Annotated in this window: 16 protein-coding genes and 3 tRNA genes; 10 read left to right on the top strand and 9 right to left on the bottom strand. The window is 60.4% G+C overall.

The genetic code is table 11. The features are described from left to right. Window positions 1–120: 120 nt before the first annotated feature. Window positions 121–194 (bottom strand) — tRNA-Gly (locus QN219_RS04150). A 23-nt stretch (window positions 195–217) separates the two neighbouring features. Next, window positions 218–302: transfer RNA gene (locus QN219_RS04145), tRNA-Tyr, on the bottom strand. Window positions 303–517: 215 nt separating this feature from the next. Here QN219_RS04145 and QN219_RS04140 point away from each other — a divergent pair. Next, window positions 518–1393 (top strand): RNA methyltransferase, encoded by an 876-nt coding sequence (locus QN219_RS04140; protein WP_283998157.1) that lies wholly within the window; start codon window positions 518–520, stop codon window positions 1391–1393. A gap of 23 nt (window positions 1394–1416) precedes the next feature. On the opposite strand, the gene QN219_RS04135 is transcribed toward QN219_RS04140, so the two are convergent. Continuing rightward, complete coding sequence (locus QN219_RS04135; RefSeq protein WP_283998134.1) at window positions 1417–1689, bottom strand: hypothetical protein; 273 nt, start codon at window positions 1687–1689, stop codon at window positions 1417–1419. A 109-nt stretch (window positions 1690–1798) separates the two neighbouring features. Continuing rightward, window positions 1799–2419, bottom strand: coding sequence for an FMN-dependent NADH-azoreductase (locus QN219_RS04130; protein ID WP_283998132.1), 621 nt, complete (start codon window positions 2417–2419; stop codon window positions 1799–1801). Between the two features lie 137 nt (window positions 2420–2556). Here QN219_RS04130 and QN219_RS04125 point away from each other — a divergent pair, with 137 nt between their 5' ends. Next, entirely contained in the window at window positions 2557–3495 is a 939-nt protein-coding gene (locus tag QN219_RS04125; protein WP_283998130.1) for a LysR family transcriptional regulator, read from the top strand. Between the two features lie 92 nt (window positions 3496–3587). On the opposite strand, the gene QN219_RS04120 is transcribed toward QN219_RS04125, so the two are convergent. Continuing rightward, window positions 3588–3663: transfer RNA gene (locus QN219_RS04120), tRNA-Thr, on the bottom strand. Window positions 3664–3818: 155 nt separating this feature from the next. Here QN219_RS04120 and QN219_RS04115 point away from each other — a divergent pair. Then, window positions 3819–4592 carry an NAD kinase gene (locus tag QN219_RS04115; RefSeq protein ID WP_283998129.1) on the top strand — a complete coding sequence of 258 codons (774 nt, stop codon included), beginning with the start codon at window positions 3819–3821 and terminating at the stop codon, window positions 4590–4592. Window positions 4593–4679: 87 nt separating this feature from the next. Then, window positions 4680–5195 (top strand): hypothetical protein, encoded by a 516-nt coding sequence (locus tag QN219_RS04110; protein ID WP_283998127.1) that lies wholly within the window; start codon window positions 4680–4682, stop codon window positions 5193–5195. Window positions 5196–5287: 92 nt separating this feature from the next. Here QN219_RS04110 and prfB read toward each other — a convergent pair. The 3 genes from prfB to QN219_RS04095 all read right to left on the bottom strand — a co-directional run bounded on the left by prfB (window position 5288) and on the right by QN219_RS04095 (window position 10511). Continuing rightward, window positions 5288–6419, bottom strand: a protein-coding gene (gene prfB, locus QN219_RS04105) for a peptide chain release factor 2 (RefSeq protein ID WP_283998125.1) whose coding sequence is annotated in 2 segments (ribosomal slippage) — window positions 5288–6349 and window positions 6351–6419 — 1131 coding nt in all. Because the reading frame shifts where the segments join, the coding sequence is not laid out codon by codon here. A gap of 97 nt (window positions 6420–6516) precedes the next feature. Then, a complete protein-coding gene (locus QN219_RS04100; protein WP_283998124.1) occupies window positions 6517–8970 on the bottom strand; it encodes a penicillin-binding protein 1A in 2454 nt (817 codons plus the stop codon). Window positions 8971–9338: 368 nt separating this feature from the next. Then, on the bottom strand, window positions 9339–10511 hold the full coding sequence (locus tag QN219_RS04095) for an N-acetylmuramoyl-L-alanine amidase (RefSeq protein ID WP_283998123.1): 1173 nt from the start codon (window positions 10509–10511) through the stop codon (window positions 9339–9341). A gap of 821 nt (window positions 10512–11332) precedes the next feature. Between QN219_RS04095 and QN219_RS04090 the strand changes: the two genes are divergently transcribed. Continuing rightward, window positions 11333–14113 (top strand): ribonuclease E/G, encoded by a 2781-nt coding sequence (locus tag QN219_RS04090; RefSeq protein ID WP_283998121.1) that lies wholly within the window; start codon window positions 11333–11335, stop codon window positions 14111–14113. Between the two features lie 176 nt (window positions 14114–14289). On the opposite strand, the gene QN219_RS04085 is transcribed toward QN219_RS04090, so the two are convergent. Further along, window positions 14290–15447 (bottom strand): pyridoxal phosphate-dependent aminotransferase, encoded by a 1158-nt coding sequence (locus QN219_RS04085; protein ID WP_283998119.1) that lies wholly within the window; start codon window positions 15445–15447, stop codon window positions 14290–14292. 325 nt (window positions 15448–15772) lie between these two features. On the opposite strand from QN219_RS04085, the gene QN219_RS04080 reads away from it, so the two are divergent. The 5 genes from QN219_RS04080 (at window position 15773) to aat (ending at window position 19621) form a co-directional block, all read left to right on the top strand. Further along, window positions 15773–16537: a DsbA family protein gene (locus QN219_RS04080; protein WP_283998117.1), complete on the top strand. Its 765-nt coding sequence runs from the start codon at window positions 15773–15775 to the stop codon at window positions 16535–16537. Window positions 16538–16693: 156 nt separating this feature from the next. Further along, a complete protein-coding gene (aroQ, locus tag QN219_RS04075; RefSeq protein ID WP_283998115.1) occupies window positions 16694–17140 on the top strand; it encodes a type II 3-dehydroquinate dehydratase in 447 nt (148 codons plus the stop codon). Window positions 17141–17164: 24 nt separating this feature from the next. Further along, window positions 17165–17641 carry an acetyl-CoA carboxylase biotin carboxyl carrier protein gene (gene accB / locus QN219_RS04070; RefSeq protein WP_283998113.1) on the top strand — a complete coding sequence of 159 codons (477 nt, stop codon included), beginning with the start codon at window positions 17165–17167 and terminating at the stop codon, window positions 17639–17641. A 12-nt stretch (window positions 17642–17653) separates the two neighbouring features. Then, window positions 17654–18997, top strand: a complete 1344-nt coding sequence (gene accC, locus QN219_RS04065; RefSeq protein WP_173513312.1) for an acetyl-CoA carboxylase biotin carboxylase subunit — start codon at window positions 17654–17656, stop codon at window positions 18995–18997. 9 nt (window positions 18998–19006) lie between these two features. Continuing rightward, window positions 19007–19621 carry a leucyl/phenylalanyl-tRNA--protein transferase gene (gene aat / locus QN219_RS04060; protein WP_283998112.1) on the top strand — a complete coding sequence of 205 codons (615 nt, stop codon included), beginning with the start codon at window positions 19007–19009 and terminating at the stop codon, window positions 19619–19621. Window positions 19622–19729: the final 108 nt, after the last annotated feature.

Below are 19729 nucleotides of genomic sequence, written 5' to 3'. Positions count from 1 at the left end.
AACGACTTGCCGAACACCAGCACCGCCACCTGGCGGACGCGCGAATATCAACGCAATCATCGACATGCGGTGTTTATTTCAAGCGCAGTCTGAGCTGTCTTTGCAATGCGGGAAGTGAACTGGAGCGGGTAGCGGGAATCGAACCCGCGTATTCAGCTTGGAAGGCTGCTGCTCTACCATTGAGCTATACCCGCGGGTCTTCGATCCTGAGGCAGAATGGTGGAGGGAGTTGGATTTGAACCAACGTAGGCTGAGCCAACGGATTTACAGTCCGTCCCCTTTAACCACTCGGGCATCCCTCCATTATTCTGTCGGGATCAATCGACCAAGCATTTGAGATCGTAAAGGAAGCGGCGACGTTTGTTACCGCCTCGCGATCTGCGCCGGGTATATGACCGCCCTCCTTCGTCCTGTCAACACGGCGAAACGCAAAATTTCAGAAATTCTCCACAGCCGCCCCGGGCGAAGATCACCGAAACCGTTTCCCACGTTGATCGAACGCCACTATAAGACGCGCATGACCAAGGACAAGAGCGGCGACAAGAGCGCCAAGGACACCCACTATGCCAATCTCCGGCGCGCCCACCGCGACGCCCGGCGCGAACGCGGCGAGATTCCCACGCCGCGGCAGGACAAGCGCAAGAAGATGCCCGCGGACTGGAAACCACAGGCGCTGGCGCCGGAGCAGGTGCTTCTCCACGGCCTGCACACGGTTCGCGCCGCCCTCGACAATCCGGAACGAAAAATCGTTCGGCTCTCTGTAACCCAGAACGCGGCTGCACGGCTGGACCTCGGCGACCTCTCAGCACTCCCCTTTCCGACCGAGATCGTGACGCCGCAGGACCTCGACAGGATTCTCGGGCCGGACGCGATCCATCAGGGCGTGATGCTGGAGACGCGGCCGTTGCCGCACCGCAGGCTCGAAGCGCTGCGCGACTGCCCGTTGATACTGGTACTCGACCAGGTGACCGATCCTCACAATGTCGGCGCGATCATGCGCTCGGCGGTGGCGTTCGATGCCGGCGCGCTCATCACCACCATGCGCCACAGCCCGACCGAATCTGGCGTGCTGGCGAAATCCGCCTCCGGCGCGCTGGAACTGATCCCTTATATCCAGATCACCAATCTCGCCGATGCGATAGACGAGCTGCACAAGCTCGGTTTTCTGACGATCGGTCTCGATTCTGAAGGGCCGGAACCGCTGGAAGGCACTTTTGCCGGCAACAGGATCGCCTTGGTATTGGGGTCGGAGGGCAAGGGATTGCGGCAAAAGACGCGTCAGACGGTGAAGGCGCTCGCCCGGCTCGACATGCCGGGCGCGATCAAGTCGCTGAACGTCTCCAACGCTGCGGCGATCGCAATGTACGCGGCACGGCAGTTCCTGAAGATCTAGCCGGCTAGGCGGCCACGCGGCCTTCAATTGAGGCGAATGTCCGCCGTACTGATTTGAGCCGTCGGGCAGCCGTCACGGAGTTTCTTCCACGTCGTCACGTTGAGATTCATTTCGCAGCGCGCGAGATAGGAAATGCCCCCAACCCTGATGCAGGCGGTTTGGCCGAGCTCGTATTTCGATCCGTCGCGATTGCGACAGGTGCAGCGCCTATCAGGGGGCGCAGCAAGAACGCTTCCGGCGGCCATGATCGCCGCCAGCGACAGCATTGCAATCGGCATCGCGCGCACACGTTTCATAAGCGCATATTAACGCGAAATGGCGACCAACAAAAACGGAGAATGCCGGCTGCTTTCACAGCCGGCATTCTCCGCAACGAACCGATGTTTCACGGTCCATATGAAAGTCTTAGCTTGCCAGACGAAGAACGTTGCCCTGGGCAATCGTCTTCTCGGCCTCGGCAATCGCGAACTGCTTCGAATCGTCACCGAGGTTGAGGCCTTCAGCGCGGACGAATTCGACGTCGGTGATGCCGAAGAAGCCGAATACGGTCCTCAGGTAGCTTTCCTGATGGTCCATAACGGCAGCCGGGCCAGCGGAATAATGTCCGCCGCGGGTCGAAGCAATGATGACCTTCTTACCCTTTGCAAGTCCTTCCGGTCCGGCTTCGGTGTAACGGAAGGTCTTACCGGCGACGGCGAGACGGTCGATCCAGGCCTTCAGCTGGCTCGGAATGGAAAAGTTGTACATCGGCGCGCCAACGACGACCGTATCTGCTGCCAGGAACTCTTCCAGCATCTGGCGACCGCTCTGAACGTCGGCGGCGAGAGCCGGGTCGACGCCACCGAGATCGGCCGGCGCCATGATCTGCGAACCGGTCAAGTGCTGTACACCGTTGGCGACCAGGTCGCGATAGGTGATCTTGGCGTCGGGCCGGTCGGCCTTGATCTGCGAGACGACTGCCGCTGTCAGGCGGCGGGAAACCGAATGTTCTCCGAGAATGCCGGAGTCGATATGAAGGACTTTCATGGGAGCACCTTTGTGTTGCGTTGCGGTGCTCCTCATATGATCCGAAAACAATCGCCGGATAAGTGCGCAGATATTTGACATTCTGTTTCCTGACGGAAACAATTTATTTCAGATGAACGGCCCCAGGGGAGACAGGAATGCAGGATCTCAATGATATCGCGCTCTTTGCAGCCGTTGTAAGAAACAATGGTTTCAGCGCGGCCGCGCGAGACCTGAATATGCCCAAGTCAAAGCTCAGCAAGCACGTCGCGCGCCTGGAAGGGCAACTGGGCGTCCGCCTTCTTGAGCGTTCGACGCGCAAGCTGCGCATGACCGAAATCGGGCGCGTTTTCTATGAACACTGCCAAGGGTTGCTGAATGGCGTGGCAGCGGCGGAAGCCGAGATCGCGGCGGTGCGCGCGGAGCCGACAGGTATCGTGCGACTCGGCTGTCCCCTGGGCTTCACCCCGATGCTTGCCGATATTCTGCCGGCGTTTCACCGCCGCTATCCAGGCGTGCGCCTGCTCATCATGACGACCAACAGGCGGATCGACCTGATCGAGGAACGAATCGATGTCGCGCTGCGTGCCCGCGACCAACTTGACACCGACAATCAACTGATCGTGCGCAGGTTCGGCGAAGTACGCCAGCGCCTTGCCGCAAGCCCGACGCTTCTCGCCCGTCTCGGTAGCATCACGATCGATAATCTGGCCCAGTTGCCGACACTTTCGATGAACGAGCAGCATCCAACCGACACCTGGCGGCTGCTGCACGCGGACGGAAGCACAATCGAAATTGCACACCGTCCGATCATAGGTTGCAGCGATTTTCTCATCCTGGAGCGCGCAGCGATCGAAGGCATGGGGGTAGCGCTGCTGCCAGACCATATTTGCGAGCGCGCCTTCCGTACCGGCGTCCTCGCTCCCGTCCTGCCGGAGTGGACCTCAGGCGACGTCGTCGTCCACCTTGTTTTCCCGTCGCGCCATGGCATGCTGCCGGCGACGCGGGCACTGATCGACTACCTGGCCGAGAACCTGCTCAATGCCTTGGAACGCTGCCGAGAGGTCGACCCGAAGCCCGCATCGTTCGACATATGATCAGGTGCGGATGACGGCATGGGACGGACGCGTGTCCATCATTGACCGAGACAGTCCTGCCAAGCTCAAATTCAGTTAAGTCTTTGAAAAAATGGTGCCCCCAGAGAGACTCGAACTCCCGACCTACTGATTACAAATCAGCCGCTCTACCAACTGAGCTATAAGGGCACTTTCCGCGCTGGGAGTTATCATATTCTGATTCCGTGTAAAGCAAAAATGCGACTTCTCCGAATTTTTCGGATGCGTTCACGGCAAGGCCGTGCCAGAAAATGGGTCCAGCAAGCCAATCGCCCTGCCCTCTCACGACGAACGGACTGAGTTTCATGGCCCGCAAGTTCAATTCACTCGCCTTCCTCGCCTCCTCGGCGGAAGAGGCGCAAAAAGCGGCGAAAGACCTCAGGGCGATCTATGGCGACCACGAAGCGGACGAGGCCGATGTGATCGTCGCGCTCGGCGGTGACGGCTTCATGTTGCACACACTGCACAAGACGATGAATACCGGCAAACTCGTCTATGGCATGAACCGCGGTTCGGTCGGCTTCCTGATGAACCGCTACAGCACGGAAAACCTGCATCAGCGCATCGAGAAGGCGGTCGAGAACGCCTTCCATCCGCTGGAGATGCAGACAACCGACGTCAACGGCAACATATTTACGGCGCTGGCGATCAATGAAGTCTATCTGTTCCGCCAATCCTACCAGGCCGCCAAGCTCAAGGTCATCATCGATGGCAAGACGAGGCTCGAGGAACTGACCTGCGACGGACTTCTGCTGGCGACACCGGCGGGCTCGACGGCATACAATCTTTCCGCGCACGGCCCAATCCTGCCGTTGGAAGCACCACTGCTGGCGCTCACCCCCGTCAGCCCGTTCCGCCCGCGGCGCTGGCGCGGCGCGCTGTTGCCCAACCACGTCACGGTGGAGATAGAGATCCTTGAAGCGGACAAGCGGCCGGTCAACGCAGTTGCCGATCACCAGGAGGTCAAGTCGGTCGTCAAGGTGCGCATCGCCGAATCCGAAAAATTGACCGCCCGCATCCTCTCCGACCCGGACCACTCCTGGTCCGACCGCATTCTTGCCGAGCAATTCTCCCATTGAAATCACGCGTTGCAAGACGGATGTGATATAGTTCAAAACGATAGGCGCTGGCCGTCAATTACGCATATCAGGAGGATGCGCCGACCGATGTACAAAGTCCTGCTTCTTGCGCTGTGCCTCGCCCTGCCACCGAGCAAGTTGCTGGCGCAGGAATCCACCATCCTTCCTTCGAACGTCATCTTCGTGACAAGCACCGGTTTCTGGGAGGAGAGCGGCGCGCTTTCGGGTAATGCGGAGGAAAAGGCGGGGGGCGCAACGCCCGGTTCGCAAGGGGCGCAGGGAAGTCCGCCTGACGGGAAGCGCGGCTACTACAAGCTCATTGCCGTCCGCCAGAGCGATGGCACCGCGCAGGTGCACCTTCAGCAGATTGCGTCGGCACCGACAGGCCCTGAAGTGGTTTCCTCCGCCGAACTGGAAGAATTCACCGCATTGAAGCCGTATATCACGGACATTCGTCCCGAAACGTCGACCGGCATCACCACGCAGCCGGGCATGTTCGCGACCGTCTACCTCAAGACCGATCCGTCTGCCAAGGAACCGGAATCGTGGACCGTGCTGATCGACGATCTCGGCGACATCAAGATCGAGCGCGCAACGAACTGAGATCAGCCAATATATAAGGCCGGGCGAGACCCGGCCTTATAGTACTACATAGTACTACGCAGCTCCGGACGAAACCGTTACCCGGAATTGCTCTAGCTTAGATCGTCGACCACGGCATCCGCGCCACCCTGTACACGGTGGGCAAGGGCCGCTTCCATAAAGTCGTTCAACTCGCCGTCGAGCACATCGCCGGGGCTCGTGCTTTCGACGCCCGTCCGAAGGTCCTTCACCAATTGGTAGGGCTGGAGAACATAGGAACGGATCTGGTGACCCCATCCGATATCGGTCTTGGAAGCCGCCTCGGCGTTCGCTGCCTCCTCGCGCTTCTTGAGCTCGGCTTCATAGAGGCGCGCGCGCAACATGTCCCACGCCTTGGCCCGGTTCTTGTGCTGCGAGCGCTCCTGCTGGCACTGCACGACGATGCCGCTCGGCATGTGCGTGATGCGCACGGCGGAATCGGTCGTGTTGACATGCTGGCCACCGGCACCCGAGGAACGGTAGGTATCGATGCGGCAGTCGCTTTCGTTGATATCGATCTGAATCGAATCGTCGACGACCGGGTAGACCCAGATGGAGGAGAACGACGTATGCCGCCGGGCATTGCTGTCATAGGGCGAAATACGAACAAGCCGATGCACGCCCGACTCGGTCTTCAGCCAGCCGTAGGCGTTATGGCCCTTGACGAGAAGCGTTGCCGACTTGATGCCGGCTTCTTCCCCGTCCTGGATTTCCATAAGCTCCACCTTATAGCCCTGGCGCTCGGCCCAGCGGGTGTACATGCGCAGCAGCATGTTCGCCCAGTCCTGGCTTTCGGTGCCGCCGGCGCCCGAATGGACTTCGAGATAGGTGTCGTTCTGATCCGCCTCGCCGGAAAGCATAGCCTCGACCTGCTTCTTCGCGGCCTCGTTGCGCAGCTGTCTCAAGGCCTCCTCGGCGTCCGCAACGATTGCTGCGTCGCCTTCTTCCTCGCCGAGTTCGATGAGTTCGATATTGTCATTGAGCTGCTGCTCGAACCGGCGCAGACCGTTTATGCCGTCGTCGAGCTGTTGGCGCTCGCGCATCAGCTTTTGCGCCTCAGCGGCATCGTTCCAGAGCGACGGGTCCTCCGCCTTGTTGTTCAACCAGTCCAGTCGTCTTACGGCCTGGTCCCAGTCAAAGATGCCTCCTCAGCAGGCTTATGGCCTGCTTGATTTCGTCGACAATGTTCTCGATTTCGCTACGCATGATCCTGCTTCTTGTGAACCCGTAAAAAACGTGAGGCTCAAATAGCGGCGCCCGCCGCCGATGTAAAGGCGACGCGCGGCGCATCGGATATAAAGGGTTAGAACAGGCCGTTCGAGCCGGAGGTTACCGCCTGGTTGGCCTGCGGGGAGTTCCTCAGGATCTCTTCCGGCGGCACATATTGGTCGAGGCCACCGATAACGGAGAAGCTATCGGCAGGGCCCGTGCCCGGCTTGAAGGCTTCGATGATCGTGTCCGGCTCGCCTTCGACAGCCGCCATGCCTGTCTTTCGGTTGACCGGAATGAGGCTCATGCCTTCCGGCACCACGAACTTGCCGGGACGCGTGCCCTTGACCGCCTCCTGGATAAAGGCGTTGAAGATCGGCGCCGAAAGGCTGCCGCCGGTCGCCCCACGGCCGAGCGGCGCCGGATCATCGAAGCCGAGATAGAGGCCTGCTACGAGATCGGGCGTATAGCCGACGAACCAGGCATCCTTCTCATCGTTAGTCGTTCCGGTTTTGCCGGCAATCGGACGATCGAGTTGGATCTTGCCGGCCGCCGTGCCACGCGCGATGACACCTTCCATCATGGAGGTGATCTGATAGGAGGTCATCGGGTCGAGGACCTGTTCGCGATTGTCCGTCAGTACAGGCTCTTCCTGCTTTTCCCAGTCGCCGGCATTGCAGTTGTCGCAGGTGCGATCCTCGTGCCGGAAAATCGTCTTGCCGTAGCGGTCCTGAATCCGGTCGATCAGCGACGGCTTGATCTGCTTGCCCCCATTGGCGATAACGGCATAAGCCGAGACCATGCGCAGCACCGTGGTTTCGCCCGAGCCGAGCGACATCGAAAGTAGCGGCGGCATCTTGTCGTAGATTCCGAAACGCTCGGCATATTCGGCAACGATGTTCATGCCCATGTCGTTCGCAAGGCGCACCGTCATCAGGTTACGCGACTTCTCGATGCCAAGACGCAGGGTGGAAGGACCGGCCGAACCGCCCCCGTAATTCTCGGGACGCCAGACCTGGCCGCCGGCAACGATCTCGATCGGCGCGTCGAGGATGACAGAGGCCGGCGTGTAGCCATTGTCGAGCGCCGCCGCGTAGACGAAGGGCTTGAAGGACGAGCCGGGCTGGCGCATCGCCTGCGTCGCGCGGTTGAACTCCGACTGGGCGTAGGAGAAGCCGCCGACCATCGCCAGCACGCGGCCGGTATGCGGATCCATCGCAACCAGCCCACCCTGCACCTTCGGCGGCTGGCGCAGTCGATATTCGCCCTCTTCGCCCGTCGGTTCGACATAGACGACATCACCCGGGCCAAGGACACCTTCCGGCGACTTGGCGGTCTTGCGTTGGCCACCGGCGGAACGGTAAGCCCACTGCATGTTCTTTGCCGAGATGTGTCCTGTCACGCGTTCCGGAACGATCTTGCCGGATGCTTCCTTCTCCGGTTGGATACCGATCTCCGCCCCTTCCGCATCGACGGACAGAACGACCGCCAGCTTCCATTCAGGCACATCGCTGAGGGACGCGATCTTGCCGAGCGGTTCGCCCCAGTCACCGCCGATCTCGATCGTCTTGATCGGACCGTGAAACCCACGGCGCTCGTCATAGCTCAAAAGCCCGTCCTGCAGCGCCTTGCGCGCTACGATCTGCAGCTGCGGATCAAGCGACGTACGCACCGAAAGGCCGCCTTCGTAGAGAGCGTTGTCGCCGTATTTCTGGATAATTTGCCGGCGCACCTCCTCGGCAAAGAAGTCCGAGGCAAAAAGGTGAGCGCCACCGCGACGCGGCGTCACGCCGAGTGGCTGCTTCTTCTCATCTTCGCCGTCGGCCTTGGTCACGTAGCCGTTTTCCACCATCCGGTCGATCACCCAGTTGCGGCGCTCGATCGCGGCTTCCGTCTTGCGGAAGGGATGATAGTTGGCCGGTCCCTTCGGCAGCGCGGCGAGGTAGGCGGTTTCGGCAACGGTCAGTTCGGTCACCGACTTGTCGAAATAGGTCAGCGCGGCGCCCGCAATCCCGTAGGAGTTCAGGCCGAAAAAGATCTCGTTGAGGTAAAGCTCAAGAATGCGGTCCTTGCTGTAGGCCTGCTCGATGCGGAAAGAGAGAATTGCTTCCTTGATCTTGCGATCAATCGTCTGGTCGGAGGTCAGCAGGAAGTTTTTCGCGACCTGCTGGGTGATCGTCGAAGCGCCGACCGGGCGACGGCCGGAGCCGAAGTTCTGCACGTTGACGGCAATCGCGCGCACAAGACCGGTGATGTCGACGCCGGGATGCTGGTAGAAATTCTTGTCTTCGGCGGAAATGAAAGCCGCCTTGACGCGGTCGGGGATCGCCTGGATCGGCAGATAGAGGCGCCGCTCGCGGGCATATTCGGCCATCAGGGCGCCATTGCCGGCATGGAAGCGCGTGGTTACCGGCGGCGCATAGTTGGCCAGCACCTCATAATCCGGCAGGTCCTTGGTGATGGCACCAAGGTAGATCGCAACGGCCGCAGCGACGCCAAGCAGCAGAAACGCACCAACGCCGAAAAAATATCCAATCAGTCTGATCATCAGTCAGATACCGGTACCTAATTATCGTCCCATTGCCAGGTCGCCGCCGCATAACGCGAAAGCTCGAAGGCTCCTGTTCTCGCCAACGAAGTCGACCTCGCCAAACTCTTCCGTCAGAAATCGTCTGGTATTACAGCTGCACGTTTCTGCCGCTCCCTCTTATGGCGAGGGAGCCCACGCATCAACATTGTTTCCCAACCAAATCCGGGCGCCTTGTTCCTAGGTGCCCGGATTGTGAGTAAAATAGGGCTTGTCTCTGATTATCCCGTGATTATCCCGTGCGCATCTGTTGAAAAGCATATCGCTGTTACCCGAGCGACACAAATCACTTCCCACACGCGGCGGTTCCCCGTCGAACTTGGATTTGACTAACCGCCGTTTGCAACGGCCGTCTCGCGATAGCGTCGAACGGCCACGGCGAGCAGACCCGACACCTTCTTGCGCCATTCCGGGTCGAGCAACTGCTTCTCGTCGTCCTTGTTCGAAAGAAAGCCGAGTTCGAGCAGGATCGAGGGCACATCCGGCGCCTGCAGCACGCGGAAACCGGCATGGCGATGGGGATTGTTGATCAGTTTGATCTGCCCCTCAAAGGAGGAAACGACCGTGCGCGCGAGATTCACCGAGAAGGCCTGGGTTTCACGCCGCGTGAGATCGATCAGGATGTCCGCCACCTCTGCCGGTTCGCTTTCCAAGGGCACGCCGGCGATCTCGTCGGACAGGTTTTCGCGCTCGGCCAAATTGGCGGCGAGGTGATCGGATGCCTTGTCGGAAATGGTGTAGACCGTGGCCCCGCGAATATCCTTCTGTTTCAGCGTGTCGGCATGAACGGAGATGAACAGGTTGGCGCCTTTCTGCCGTGCGATCTGGACACGCTGCGGCAGCGACAGGAACTCGTCCCGATCGCGGGTCAGGAACGCCTCGACGCCGGCTTCGCGCTTGAGCGTCGCGACCAGTTCCTCGGCGAAAGCGAGAGTAACGTGCTTTTCCTCGGTCTTGGTGACGGTGCCGATCGCGCCCGTGTCGATGCCGCCATGGCCGGCGTCGACAGCAATCACGAAGGCACTAGGGTTCTTCACTGCAGCGGCGACCGGCCGATCAGTCTTCGCCGCACGCACCGTTCCCGTCCACTGCTGGTCGCCGAGAAGCTCATCGAAGCGGGCCTGGTCGATCTTTTCGGCATCAAGGACAAGCCGGAAGCTCTTGCCGTCCTCTTCGGCCTTCACTTCCGCATGGCTGACCTCCACCGGTCCCTTGGCGGACAGAACGAGCCGCGAGGTACCGACCCCCATCCCGCCATAGCGGATGGCGTCGAACAGCCCGCGCGGCTCCAGGCTCTCCGGCTTCAGGCCGAAGGACGTCTGCGGCAAATCGACGATGATGCGGACGGGGTTTGCCACGTAATGGATGGAAAATTCCGGCTTGCGGTCGAATTCGACGACGATGCGCGTGCGGGCATCGTCGCCGGCGATTCGAGCACCGAAGGCAAGCAAGGGGACCGGCTCCGCGGCCCGCACATCGGCCGCGTCCTGCACCATGGTCATCGCAGCAAACGCAAAGGCGATCACTCGCAGAGAACGACACCACGACGTCACAGATCGCAAAGAACGCAAACGTTTCGCCGAAGGCATCACCCTGGGCTCCCCACAAATACTGTTATCGGCGGCCCGCCCTCCGGCGAGACCACTAGCCCCTCAACCAATGAACCCTCATGGTTAACCAAACCTTGATAATCCTCATGATGGCGGCATGGCAACGCGACACGCTGGCGCGAACGGCTTCTTACCGATCAATTTCACCGGGGCAAGCGAATCGATCAATATTGTGGCGGCAAAGGCTTTTCCCTTGCCAATGTGACATAGAAACCATAAAAGCGTCACAAGGAGAAAGTGTTGACGGGATAGAATCGTCGGCCGGGCAGCCGGAGCTTTTCCAGAGCTTGGCGCCAGGAATGATCGAGCCGGAAATGCCGGTTACAACCGTATCATGCCTTACGCGGCCGCAGGTGTTCATCCGCCGTCGCTGCATTTCCTCCCCGTATACTGGATCGCAAATTTCCGGCGGTGGCCGGAGTTATTGATGGTGATTTCACCAGATGCCCGCAAGCGGGCGCATTCATCGGGCCTCGCCTTCGAGGCCCAGGACATTGGCATTCTTGTTTGGTCTTTGATGTGACTCAGCAGTATCGGTCAGAAGTAAAGAGGCCCCGGGACGTGAACGTTCCGGCTGCCGTCTGGCTGCTGCACCTTCACCTGCACCAAACAGGACCTTTCACATCCGGCGCAGTGTTCGACGTGTCTGACGGCCTTCCCAAGGAAGCAGGTCTGTCTGCCGTTGCACCCTCGCGCCGAGGAGCACAACTTAGATGGCAGAGAAAATGCTTATCGATGCGTCTCACGCAGAGGAGACGCGCGTCGTTGTCGTACGCGGGAACCGCATAGAAGAATTCGACTTCGAATCCGAACACAAGAAGCAGATCCGCGGCAATATTTACCTGGCCAAGGTGACCAGGGTGGAGCCTTCGCTCCAGGCCGCCTTCGTTGACTACGGCGGCAATCGCCATGGGTTCCTGGCTTTCGCCGAAATCCATCCGGACTATTATCAGATCCCCCTCGCCGATCGTCAGGCGCTTTTGAAAGCGGAGGCCGAAGAGGCCCGCCGCGACGACGACATTGAACCGGTCGAGACGGCGAGCGAGCAGAAGCCCTCCCCGGTCGAAGCCGAAGCGGAAACCGTGGCCGAGCTCGCCGAAGCGGTCGAAGCGGCCGTCGAGGAGCCCGCGGAAGTCGAAGCCGTCGCGGAGAAGCCGAAGGCAAAGCCGAAGCGCACTCGCCGGACGAAGGCGAAGGTCGCCGAAGAAGCTTCCGAGACGACGGAGAGCCAGGACGGCGGCGAAGAGACCGGCAGCGGCGAGATGGCCGCCATGGTCGAAACCGATTCGATTTCCGAGGACATCGATACGCGGCGGCGCCGCGACGACGATGATGACGACGACGACGCCCACGACGGCGAGAAGGAAGTCATCGAATCCGTCGGCGCCGAAGACGCGATGGAAGAGGTTCCGGACCGCCAGGTTCGCAGGCCCCGCAAGCAGTACCGTATTCAGGAAGTAATCAAGCGCCGGCAGATCCTGCTGGTCCAGGTTGCCAAGGAAGAGCGCGGCAACAAGGGTGCCGCACTCACCACCTATCTCTCGCTCGCGGGTCGCTACTCGGTTCTGATGCCGAACACTGCGCGCGGCGGCGGCATTTCGCGCAAGATCACCAACCTCCAAGATCGCAAGCGCCTGAAGGAAATCGCTCGCGGACTCGAAGTGCCGCAAGGCATGGGCGTGATCCTGCGCACGGCCGGCGCCAACCGCACCAAAGTCGAGGTCAAGCGCGATTTCGAATACCTGATGCGCCTTTGGGAAAACGTCCGTACGCTGACGTTGAACTCGACCGCGCCTTGCCTCGTCTACGAGGAAGGCAGCCTGATCAAGCGTTCGATTCGCGATCTCTACAACAAGGACATCAGCGAGATCATCGTTTCCGGCGAGGAAGGCTACAAGGAAGCCAAGGGCTTCATGAAGATGCTGATGCCGAGCCACGCCAAGGTCGTGCAGCCCTATCGCGACGTGCATCCGATCTTCTCGCGTTCCGGTATCGAGGCGCAGCTCGATCGCATGCTGCAGCCGCAGGTGACGCTCAAGTCGGGCGGCTACATCATCATCAACCAGACCGAAGCGCTTGTTTCGATCGACGTTAACTCCGGCCGCTCGACCCGCGAGCACTCGATTGAGGACACCGCCCTCCAGACCAACTTGGAGGCTGCCGAGGAAGTGGCGCGGCAATTGCGCCTGCGTGACCTTGCCGGCTTGGTGGTGATCGACTTCATCGACATGGAGGAGAAGCGCAACAACCGCGCGGTCGAGAAGAAACTCAAGGACTGCCTGAAGAACGACAGAGCACGCATTCAGGTCGGCCGCATCTCGCATTTCGGCCTGCTCGAAATGTCGCGCCAGCGCATCCGTGCCTCGGTTCTTGAAAGCACGATGCAGACCTGCCCGCACTGCAACGGCACCGGTCATGTCCGTTCGCAGTCCTCGGTCGCGCTGCATGTGCTGCGCGGTATCGAGGAGTATCTGCTCAAGAACACGACGCACGACATCACCGTGCGCACGACCCCCGAAATCGCGCTTTACCTGCTCAACCAGAAGCGCGGTACGATCATGGATTACGAACAGCGCTTCGGAGTCTCGATCATCATTGAGGCCGACGCCCACGTCGGCGCGCAGCATTTCGCAATAGATCGCGGAGAGCCGGTCGAGAACCCGGTCAAGATCGAACAGCTTCTGCACTTCGAGCCGGAACCGGAAGAAGACGACGTCGTGATCGAAGAAGATCTGGACGAGGAAGAAGCCGCAGAAGCCGCGGCCGAGCGTCCGGAGCCCGCAAAGGCACAGCAGTCCGACGAACAGGGTGGCCGCAAGCGCAAGCGCCGTCGTCGTCGGCGCGGCAAGGGCGGCGGTCCGGCGACGGAAGCAGTAGCCGCTGAAGCTGGCGAGACGCTGGAAGGTGTGGCCGACGAAGCTGAAGAGGCCGAGGACGAAGAAGACGCTCAGGAGGCCGGAGCAGCAGCAGAGGACGATGCCGAGCAGAAGCGCAAGCGTCGACGCCGCGGCAAGCGTGGCGGCCGCCGCAACAAGCTGGAATCGGCAGAAGGCGAGACCGCTGGCGATGTTGCTGTTGAAGCCGCCGACGAAGATGCTGCAGCCGAAGATGCTGTAGCGGAAGCGGTGGAGCCTGTAGCCGAAGCGCCTGTTTTGGCCGAGGCCGCATCCGTGGAAACGGTGTCGGAAGAAACGAAGCCGGCCAAGCCGAAGCGTACTCGCAAGAAGGCGGTGAAAGTCGACGCCGACGTTGACGAGGCAGCCCAGACGGCAGTCGAAGCGCAGTCGGAGGCCGTAGATCCGGCGGCAGAAGCCGTCGAGGAAGCCGGCGCCGATCTCGAAGGGGCAAAGCCCACGAGGGCTAATCGCGACCTCGCGACGATCGCGTCCGAACCCGTCATCACCTCGAATGTCTCAAACAAGAAGGAGACCAACGACGAGGAGCCTCCGAAGCCGAAAAAGGGCGGTTGGTGGCAACGTCGCGGTTTCTTCTGAGCCAGAGATAGAATGACTGAACAAGAAGCCCGGATTCGCTCCGGGCTTTTTTGTGCCTGCCCGCTACGGCTGCCGCAGGTGGTTTATCCTAGGCGAGCGATCGCGACCGACAGTACATTGCGCGCTTGCGGCGAAGATTCCAACAATTGCCATAACCACCGGAAACGACGTGTCAATTAGGCCAGCCAGCTGGCGACGCGATCCATGGCCTCCGACATCTCCGCTGCGGATCCAGCGTAGGAGAACCGCATTGTGCGGTGCCCTTCCACAGGGTCGAAGTCGAAACCGGGCGTCGCCGCCACATTGATCTCGGCCAGCATCCGGCGCGCAAAGGCCATGCTGTCATTGGCAAACCGGCTGACGTCGACATAGGCGTAGAAGGCCCCGTCCATCGGCGAGGCGATCGCGAGGCCGATCTGCGGCAAGCGCTTCATCAAGAGTTCGCGGTTGGCTGCATAGGCTGCCTTGTACCCGTCCAACTCTTCATGTGCGTCGAGCGCCGCCTCGGCGGCGATCTGAGAAAGCTCCGGCGGCGAAATATAGAGGCTCTGCGCCAGGCGCTCGAAGCTGCGCACCTGCACCTCCGGCAGCACCATCCAGCCGATCCGCCAACCGGTCATGCAATAGTATTTCGAGAAGGAGTTGATCACGACTACATCGTCGGTCACTTCAAGCGCCGTGGCTTCTTCGCCAACGAATGTCAGACCGTGATAGATCTCGTCGGAAATGAAAGTGATGCGCTCGGCGCGGCAATAATCCGCGAGCGCCTTGAGACGGGCTCGCCCTGTCACCGTTCCGGTGGGGTTGGCGGGGCTTGCAAGCAGCACGCCCTTGAGCGGCTTGCCGATGCGCTCGGCCGCGCGTGCGAGGCTTTCCGGCGTCAAGGTGAAGCCGGTCTCCCTGCCCGCCTCGACCTCGACGACGGTCAGACCCAACGCCTGCAAGATGTTGCGGTAAGCTGGATATCCCGGGCGGGCGATGGCGACGCAATCACCCGGATCGAAGAGCGCGAGGAACGCCAGATTGAAACCGGCCGACGAGCCTGTCGTGACTGCAATTCGCTGCGGATCGAGGGTGATGCCATGGCGGCTGTGATAGTGGCGGGCAATCGCGGTCTTCAAGGACAGCGTGCCAAGCGCGTCAGTGTAGCCGAGGCGGCCGTGCTCAAGGGCACACCTTGCTGCTTCAAGCGCCGCCTTCGGGGCCGGATGGACCGGCTGACCCACTGCCATCGAAATGACCGGATGGCCAGCATCGCGCCGCCGTGTGGCTTCCGCCAGCACATCCATGGCATGAAAGGGCTCGACGGCACTGCGTTTCGACATCTGTGTCAATGTAAATCCTCTGCTGCATGTCCATAAAATCGAAAGATAAAAAAATGCAGCAATTCAAAGTGCTACAGCGTCATTTACGCGCCTGACACGACGCGCGGCGCTGTGGAAACGGCTAGTTTGTGCCCCTTTGCCTGATCATCTCGCGCTTCACAAGTGCGAGAGTGCCGCATTTCCGCCGATTTTGCCGTTTCGTTTCCCCGCGGCCCACCCTATGCTCGCATAAAAGGGTACGAACCTTGGATAATTGTTGTCTTTCAAATACGCACATTGACGCAGCCGTGCGAAATGAACGACAGACAGAATACGGAAAGACAACGAGGAAAGAATGACCTTCAAGAAGATGATTGCCGCTGCGACGCTGCTCGCGCTTGTTGCGGGCGTAGCCTTGCCGCAGACGGCCGCCGCGCTCGATGCAAAACAGAAGGAAGAGTTCGGCGCCTTCATCAAGGAATATCTGCTCGCCAATCCCGAAGTCATGCTCGAGGTGCAGGAAGCCCTTGCAGCCAAGCAGCGCGCCAAGCAGCAGGAAGCGGCCGAGGCGGCGATCGCCAACAATAAGAAGGCGATCTTCCAATCCGATCATGATGTCACCCTCGGCAATCCTGACGGCGACGTGACGATCGTCGAGTTCTATGATTACAATTGCGGCTATTGCAAACGGGCACTCTCCGACATGGATGAGATCATCACGACGGACAAGAACGTCCGTTTCGTGCTGAAGGAACTGCCGATCCTCGGGCCTGACTCCCTTGCTGCGCACAAGGTCAGCGCTGCCTTCCGCCTGATCGCTCCGGAGAAATATGGCGACTTCCACCGGGCTCTGCTTGGAGGCGAGGAGCGGGCGACTGAGGAAACGGCAATTGCCGTCGCGGCGAAACTCGGCGTAACCGAGGAACAACTGCGGGAGAAGATGGAAAAAGAACCGCATGATTCCGCCGTGCGCGAGGCTTATTCGCTCGCAAACGAGCTCGGCATCACCGGCACACCATCCTATGTGATCGGCAACGAAGCGGTCTTCGGCGCCGTTGGCGCCGACGAGATCGTGACGAAGGTGGCGAACATGCGCAGCTGCGGCAAGACCGTCTGCTGAACCGAGGGACACCACGAAGATGTCAGCGGCCTTCCCCAGGTCGCGTCCCCCCCAATCACCATCACTTGTGGACAAATCCGGGGCGGACCTAAGGGGCTTTTCCTCGCGGAACCATCAGTCTATAGGTAACCCTCCATCATCGGACCGGAATCCCTTATGCCCTCGACGATTTTTGTGCTGAATGGCCCTAACCTGAATGCGCTCGGCAAGCGCGAGCCAGGTATTTATGGCGGCCAGACGTTGGCCGACATCGAGGCGATGTGCAAGTCGGAGGGAAAGTTGCTCGGCTTCGATGTCGACTTCCGGCAGTCGAACCACGAAGGCACTCTGGTCGACTGGCTGCACGAAGCCGGCGAAAAGGCCGCAGGCGTCGCCATCAACCCGGCCGCCTACGGCCACACCTCGATTGCCATGCATGATGCCATTCGTGCGATTGCTGTTCCCGTCGTGGAACTGCATCTTTCCAACATCCATGCGCGCGAGGAATTCCGCCACAAGTCGATGATCGCACCGGCCGTCAAGGGCGTGATCTGCGGGTTCGGCGCGCAGAGTTACATTCTGGCGCTGCATGCGCTAAAGATCCTGACGGACAAATCGAAATAAAAAGAACACGAGGCTCATACTCCCATGGCTGAAAAGAAACCGGGTATCGATCAGGCGCTGATCCGCGATCTCGCCAATATCCTCAATGATACCGATCTGACCGAGATCGAGGTGGAGCAGGACGATCTGCGCATCCGCGTTTCGCGCAATGGCACGCCTGTCGCGATGTCGATGCCGGCAATGCCCACCTATCAGGCGCCGCCCCCGGTCGCCGCGGCCCAGCCCGCCGCCGCTCCTCAGCCGGTTGCCGAAGGCGGCCGCAATTCCAAGAATGCCGTAACGGCACCGATGGTCGGTACCGCCTATCTGTCTCCTGCGCCGGGCGCCCGCCCGTTCATCGAAGTCGGCGCGCTGGTCAAGGAAGGCCAGACGATCCTGATCATCGAGGCTATGAAGACGATGAACCAGATTCCGGCACCGCGCGCCGGCAAGGTCACCGAGATTCTCGTTCAGGACGCGGCCCCTGTAGAATATGGCGAACCCCTGATCGTGATCGAGTAAGGCACGATGGCGATGATCTCGAAAATCCTCATTGCCAATCGCGGCGAAATCGCTCTGCGGGTGCTGCGCGCCTGCAAGGAGCTCGGCATCGCAACTGTTGCTGTGCATTCGACGGCCGATAGCGACGCGATGCATGTTCGGCTGGCGGACGAAAGCGTCTGCATTGGACCGCCGCCTTCACGCGAGAGCTATCTGAATATCCATCAGATCGTCGCCGCCTGTGAAATCACCGGTGCGGATGCCGTGCATCCGGGCTACGGCTTCCTCTCGGAAAACGCCAAGTTCGCGGACATCCTCGACGCGCATGACATAACCTTCATTGGTCCGACGGCCGAACATATTCGCCTCATGGGCGACAAGATCACTGCCAAGAAGACAGCGGAAGCGCTTGGCATTCCGGTCGTGCCTGGTTCCGAAGGCGAGGTGAAGCCCGAGAATGCGCTTGAAGTCGCCCGCAAGATCGGCTTCCCGGTGCTGATCAAGGCGACGGCCGGCGGCGGTGGCCGCGGTATGAAAGTCGCGAGAACCGAAGACGATCTTGAGCATGCCGTCGCGACGGCGCGTGCCGAAGCGGCAGCGGCTTTCGGCAACGAAGCCGTCTATATGGAAAAGTTTCTCGGCAGGCCGCGCCATATCGAAGTCCAGATCGTCGGCGACGGCGAAGGCAATGCCATCCATCTCGGTGAACGCGACTGCTCGCTGCAGCGCCGCCACCAGAAGGTCTGGGAAGAAGCCAACTCGCCTGCCCTCAACGTCGATCAGCGCATGAAGATCGGCCAGATCTGTGCCGATGCGATGAAGAAGATGAAGTATCGCGGCGCCGGGACGATCGAGTTCCTCTATGAGGACGGCGAGTTCTATTTCATCGAAATGAATACGCGCCTGCAGGTGGAGCACCCGATTACCGAGGCAATCACCGGCATCGACCTGGTGCACGAACAGATCCGCGTGGCATCGGGCGCCGGTCTCTCGGTCAAGCAGGAAGATATCGTTTTCTCGGGCCACGCCATCGAATGCCGCATCAATGCGGAAGACCCACGCACCTTCGTGCCCTCGCCGGGTACGATCACGCATTTCCACGCGCCGGGCGGTCTCGGGGTCCGTGTCGACAGCGGCGCCTATCAGGGCTACCGCATTCCGCCCTATTACGACAGCCTGATCGGCAAGTTGATCGTCCACGGCCGGACGCGCGTCGAGTGCATGATGCGGCTTCGCCGCGTACTCGATGAATTCGTCATCGATGGCATCAAGACGACCTTGCCTCTGTTCCAGGAACTGATCAACAATCAGGACATCGCCAACGGCGACTATGACATCCATTGGCTGGAGCACCATCTGGCCACAACATCCGCATAGGACAAAGAGTTGAAAGGGACGCGCAGCAAACAACCGGACATAACGCCGGACATGTTGCTGCGCGCCTATTCGATCGGCCTCTTCCCAATGGCCGACTCGGCCGATGATCCGGAACTCTTCTGGGTCGAGCCGGAAATACGCGGCATCATTCCGCTTGACGCCTTCCATATCTCGCGCAGCCTGGCGAAGACAATTCGCCGGCGTCCGTTCGAGATACGCTACAACACCGCTTTCGACGCGGTGATCGAAGGATGCGCAAAACCAGCGCCGGACCGGCCCACGACCTGGATCAACGACAAAATCCGCTCGCTCTATGCGGCCCTTCACCGGATGGGTTATGCCCACAGCGTCGAAGCCTGGCAGGATAACGCGCTTGTGGGCGGTCTCTATGGAGTCTCGCTCGGGGCCGCCTTTTTCGGCGAGAGCATGTTCTCGCTGCGCAGCGATGCCTCCAAGATCTGCCTCGTCCACCTCGTCGAGCGCCTGCGGGCGAAGGGATTTCAGCTCCTCGATACCCAGTTCACGACCGAGCACCTGAAATCGTTCGGCGCGATCGATGTGCCCAAAGCCGAGTACGAGGTTCTGCTGGCGAGAGCGATGGCCTCGTCGGACTTGCCGTTTTAGCTGCGCGCTTGCCCAGGACGCGGCGGCCTGTCATCGATAGGCGCCGCACCACAGCGTTTTTGCGCTTCAAATAAACCTTGTCGTTAAATCGGCTTCGGCTACTGCATC

It is taken from the genome of Sinorhizobium sp. 8-89, from assembly GCF_030124325.1.
GTDB lineage: Bacteria > Pseudomonadota > Alphaproteobacteria > Rhizobiales > Rhizobiaceae > Sinorhizobium.
This window is presented reverse-complemented; position numbering and strand designations above follow the sequence as displayed.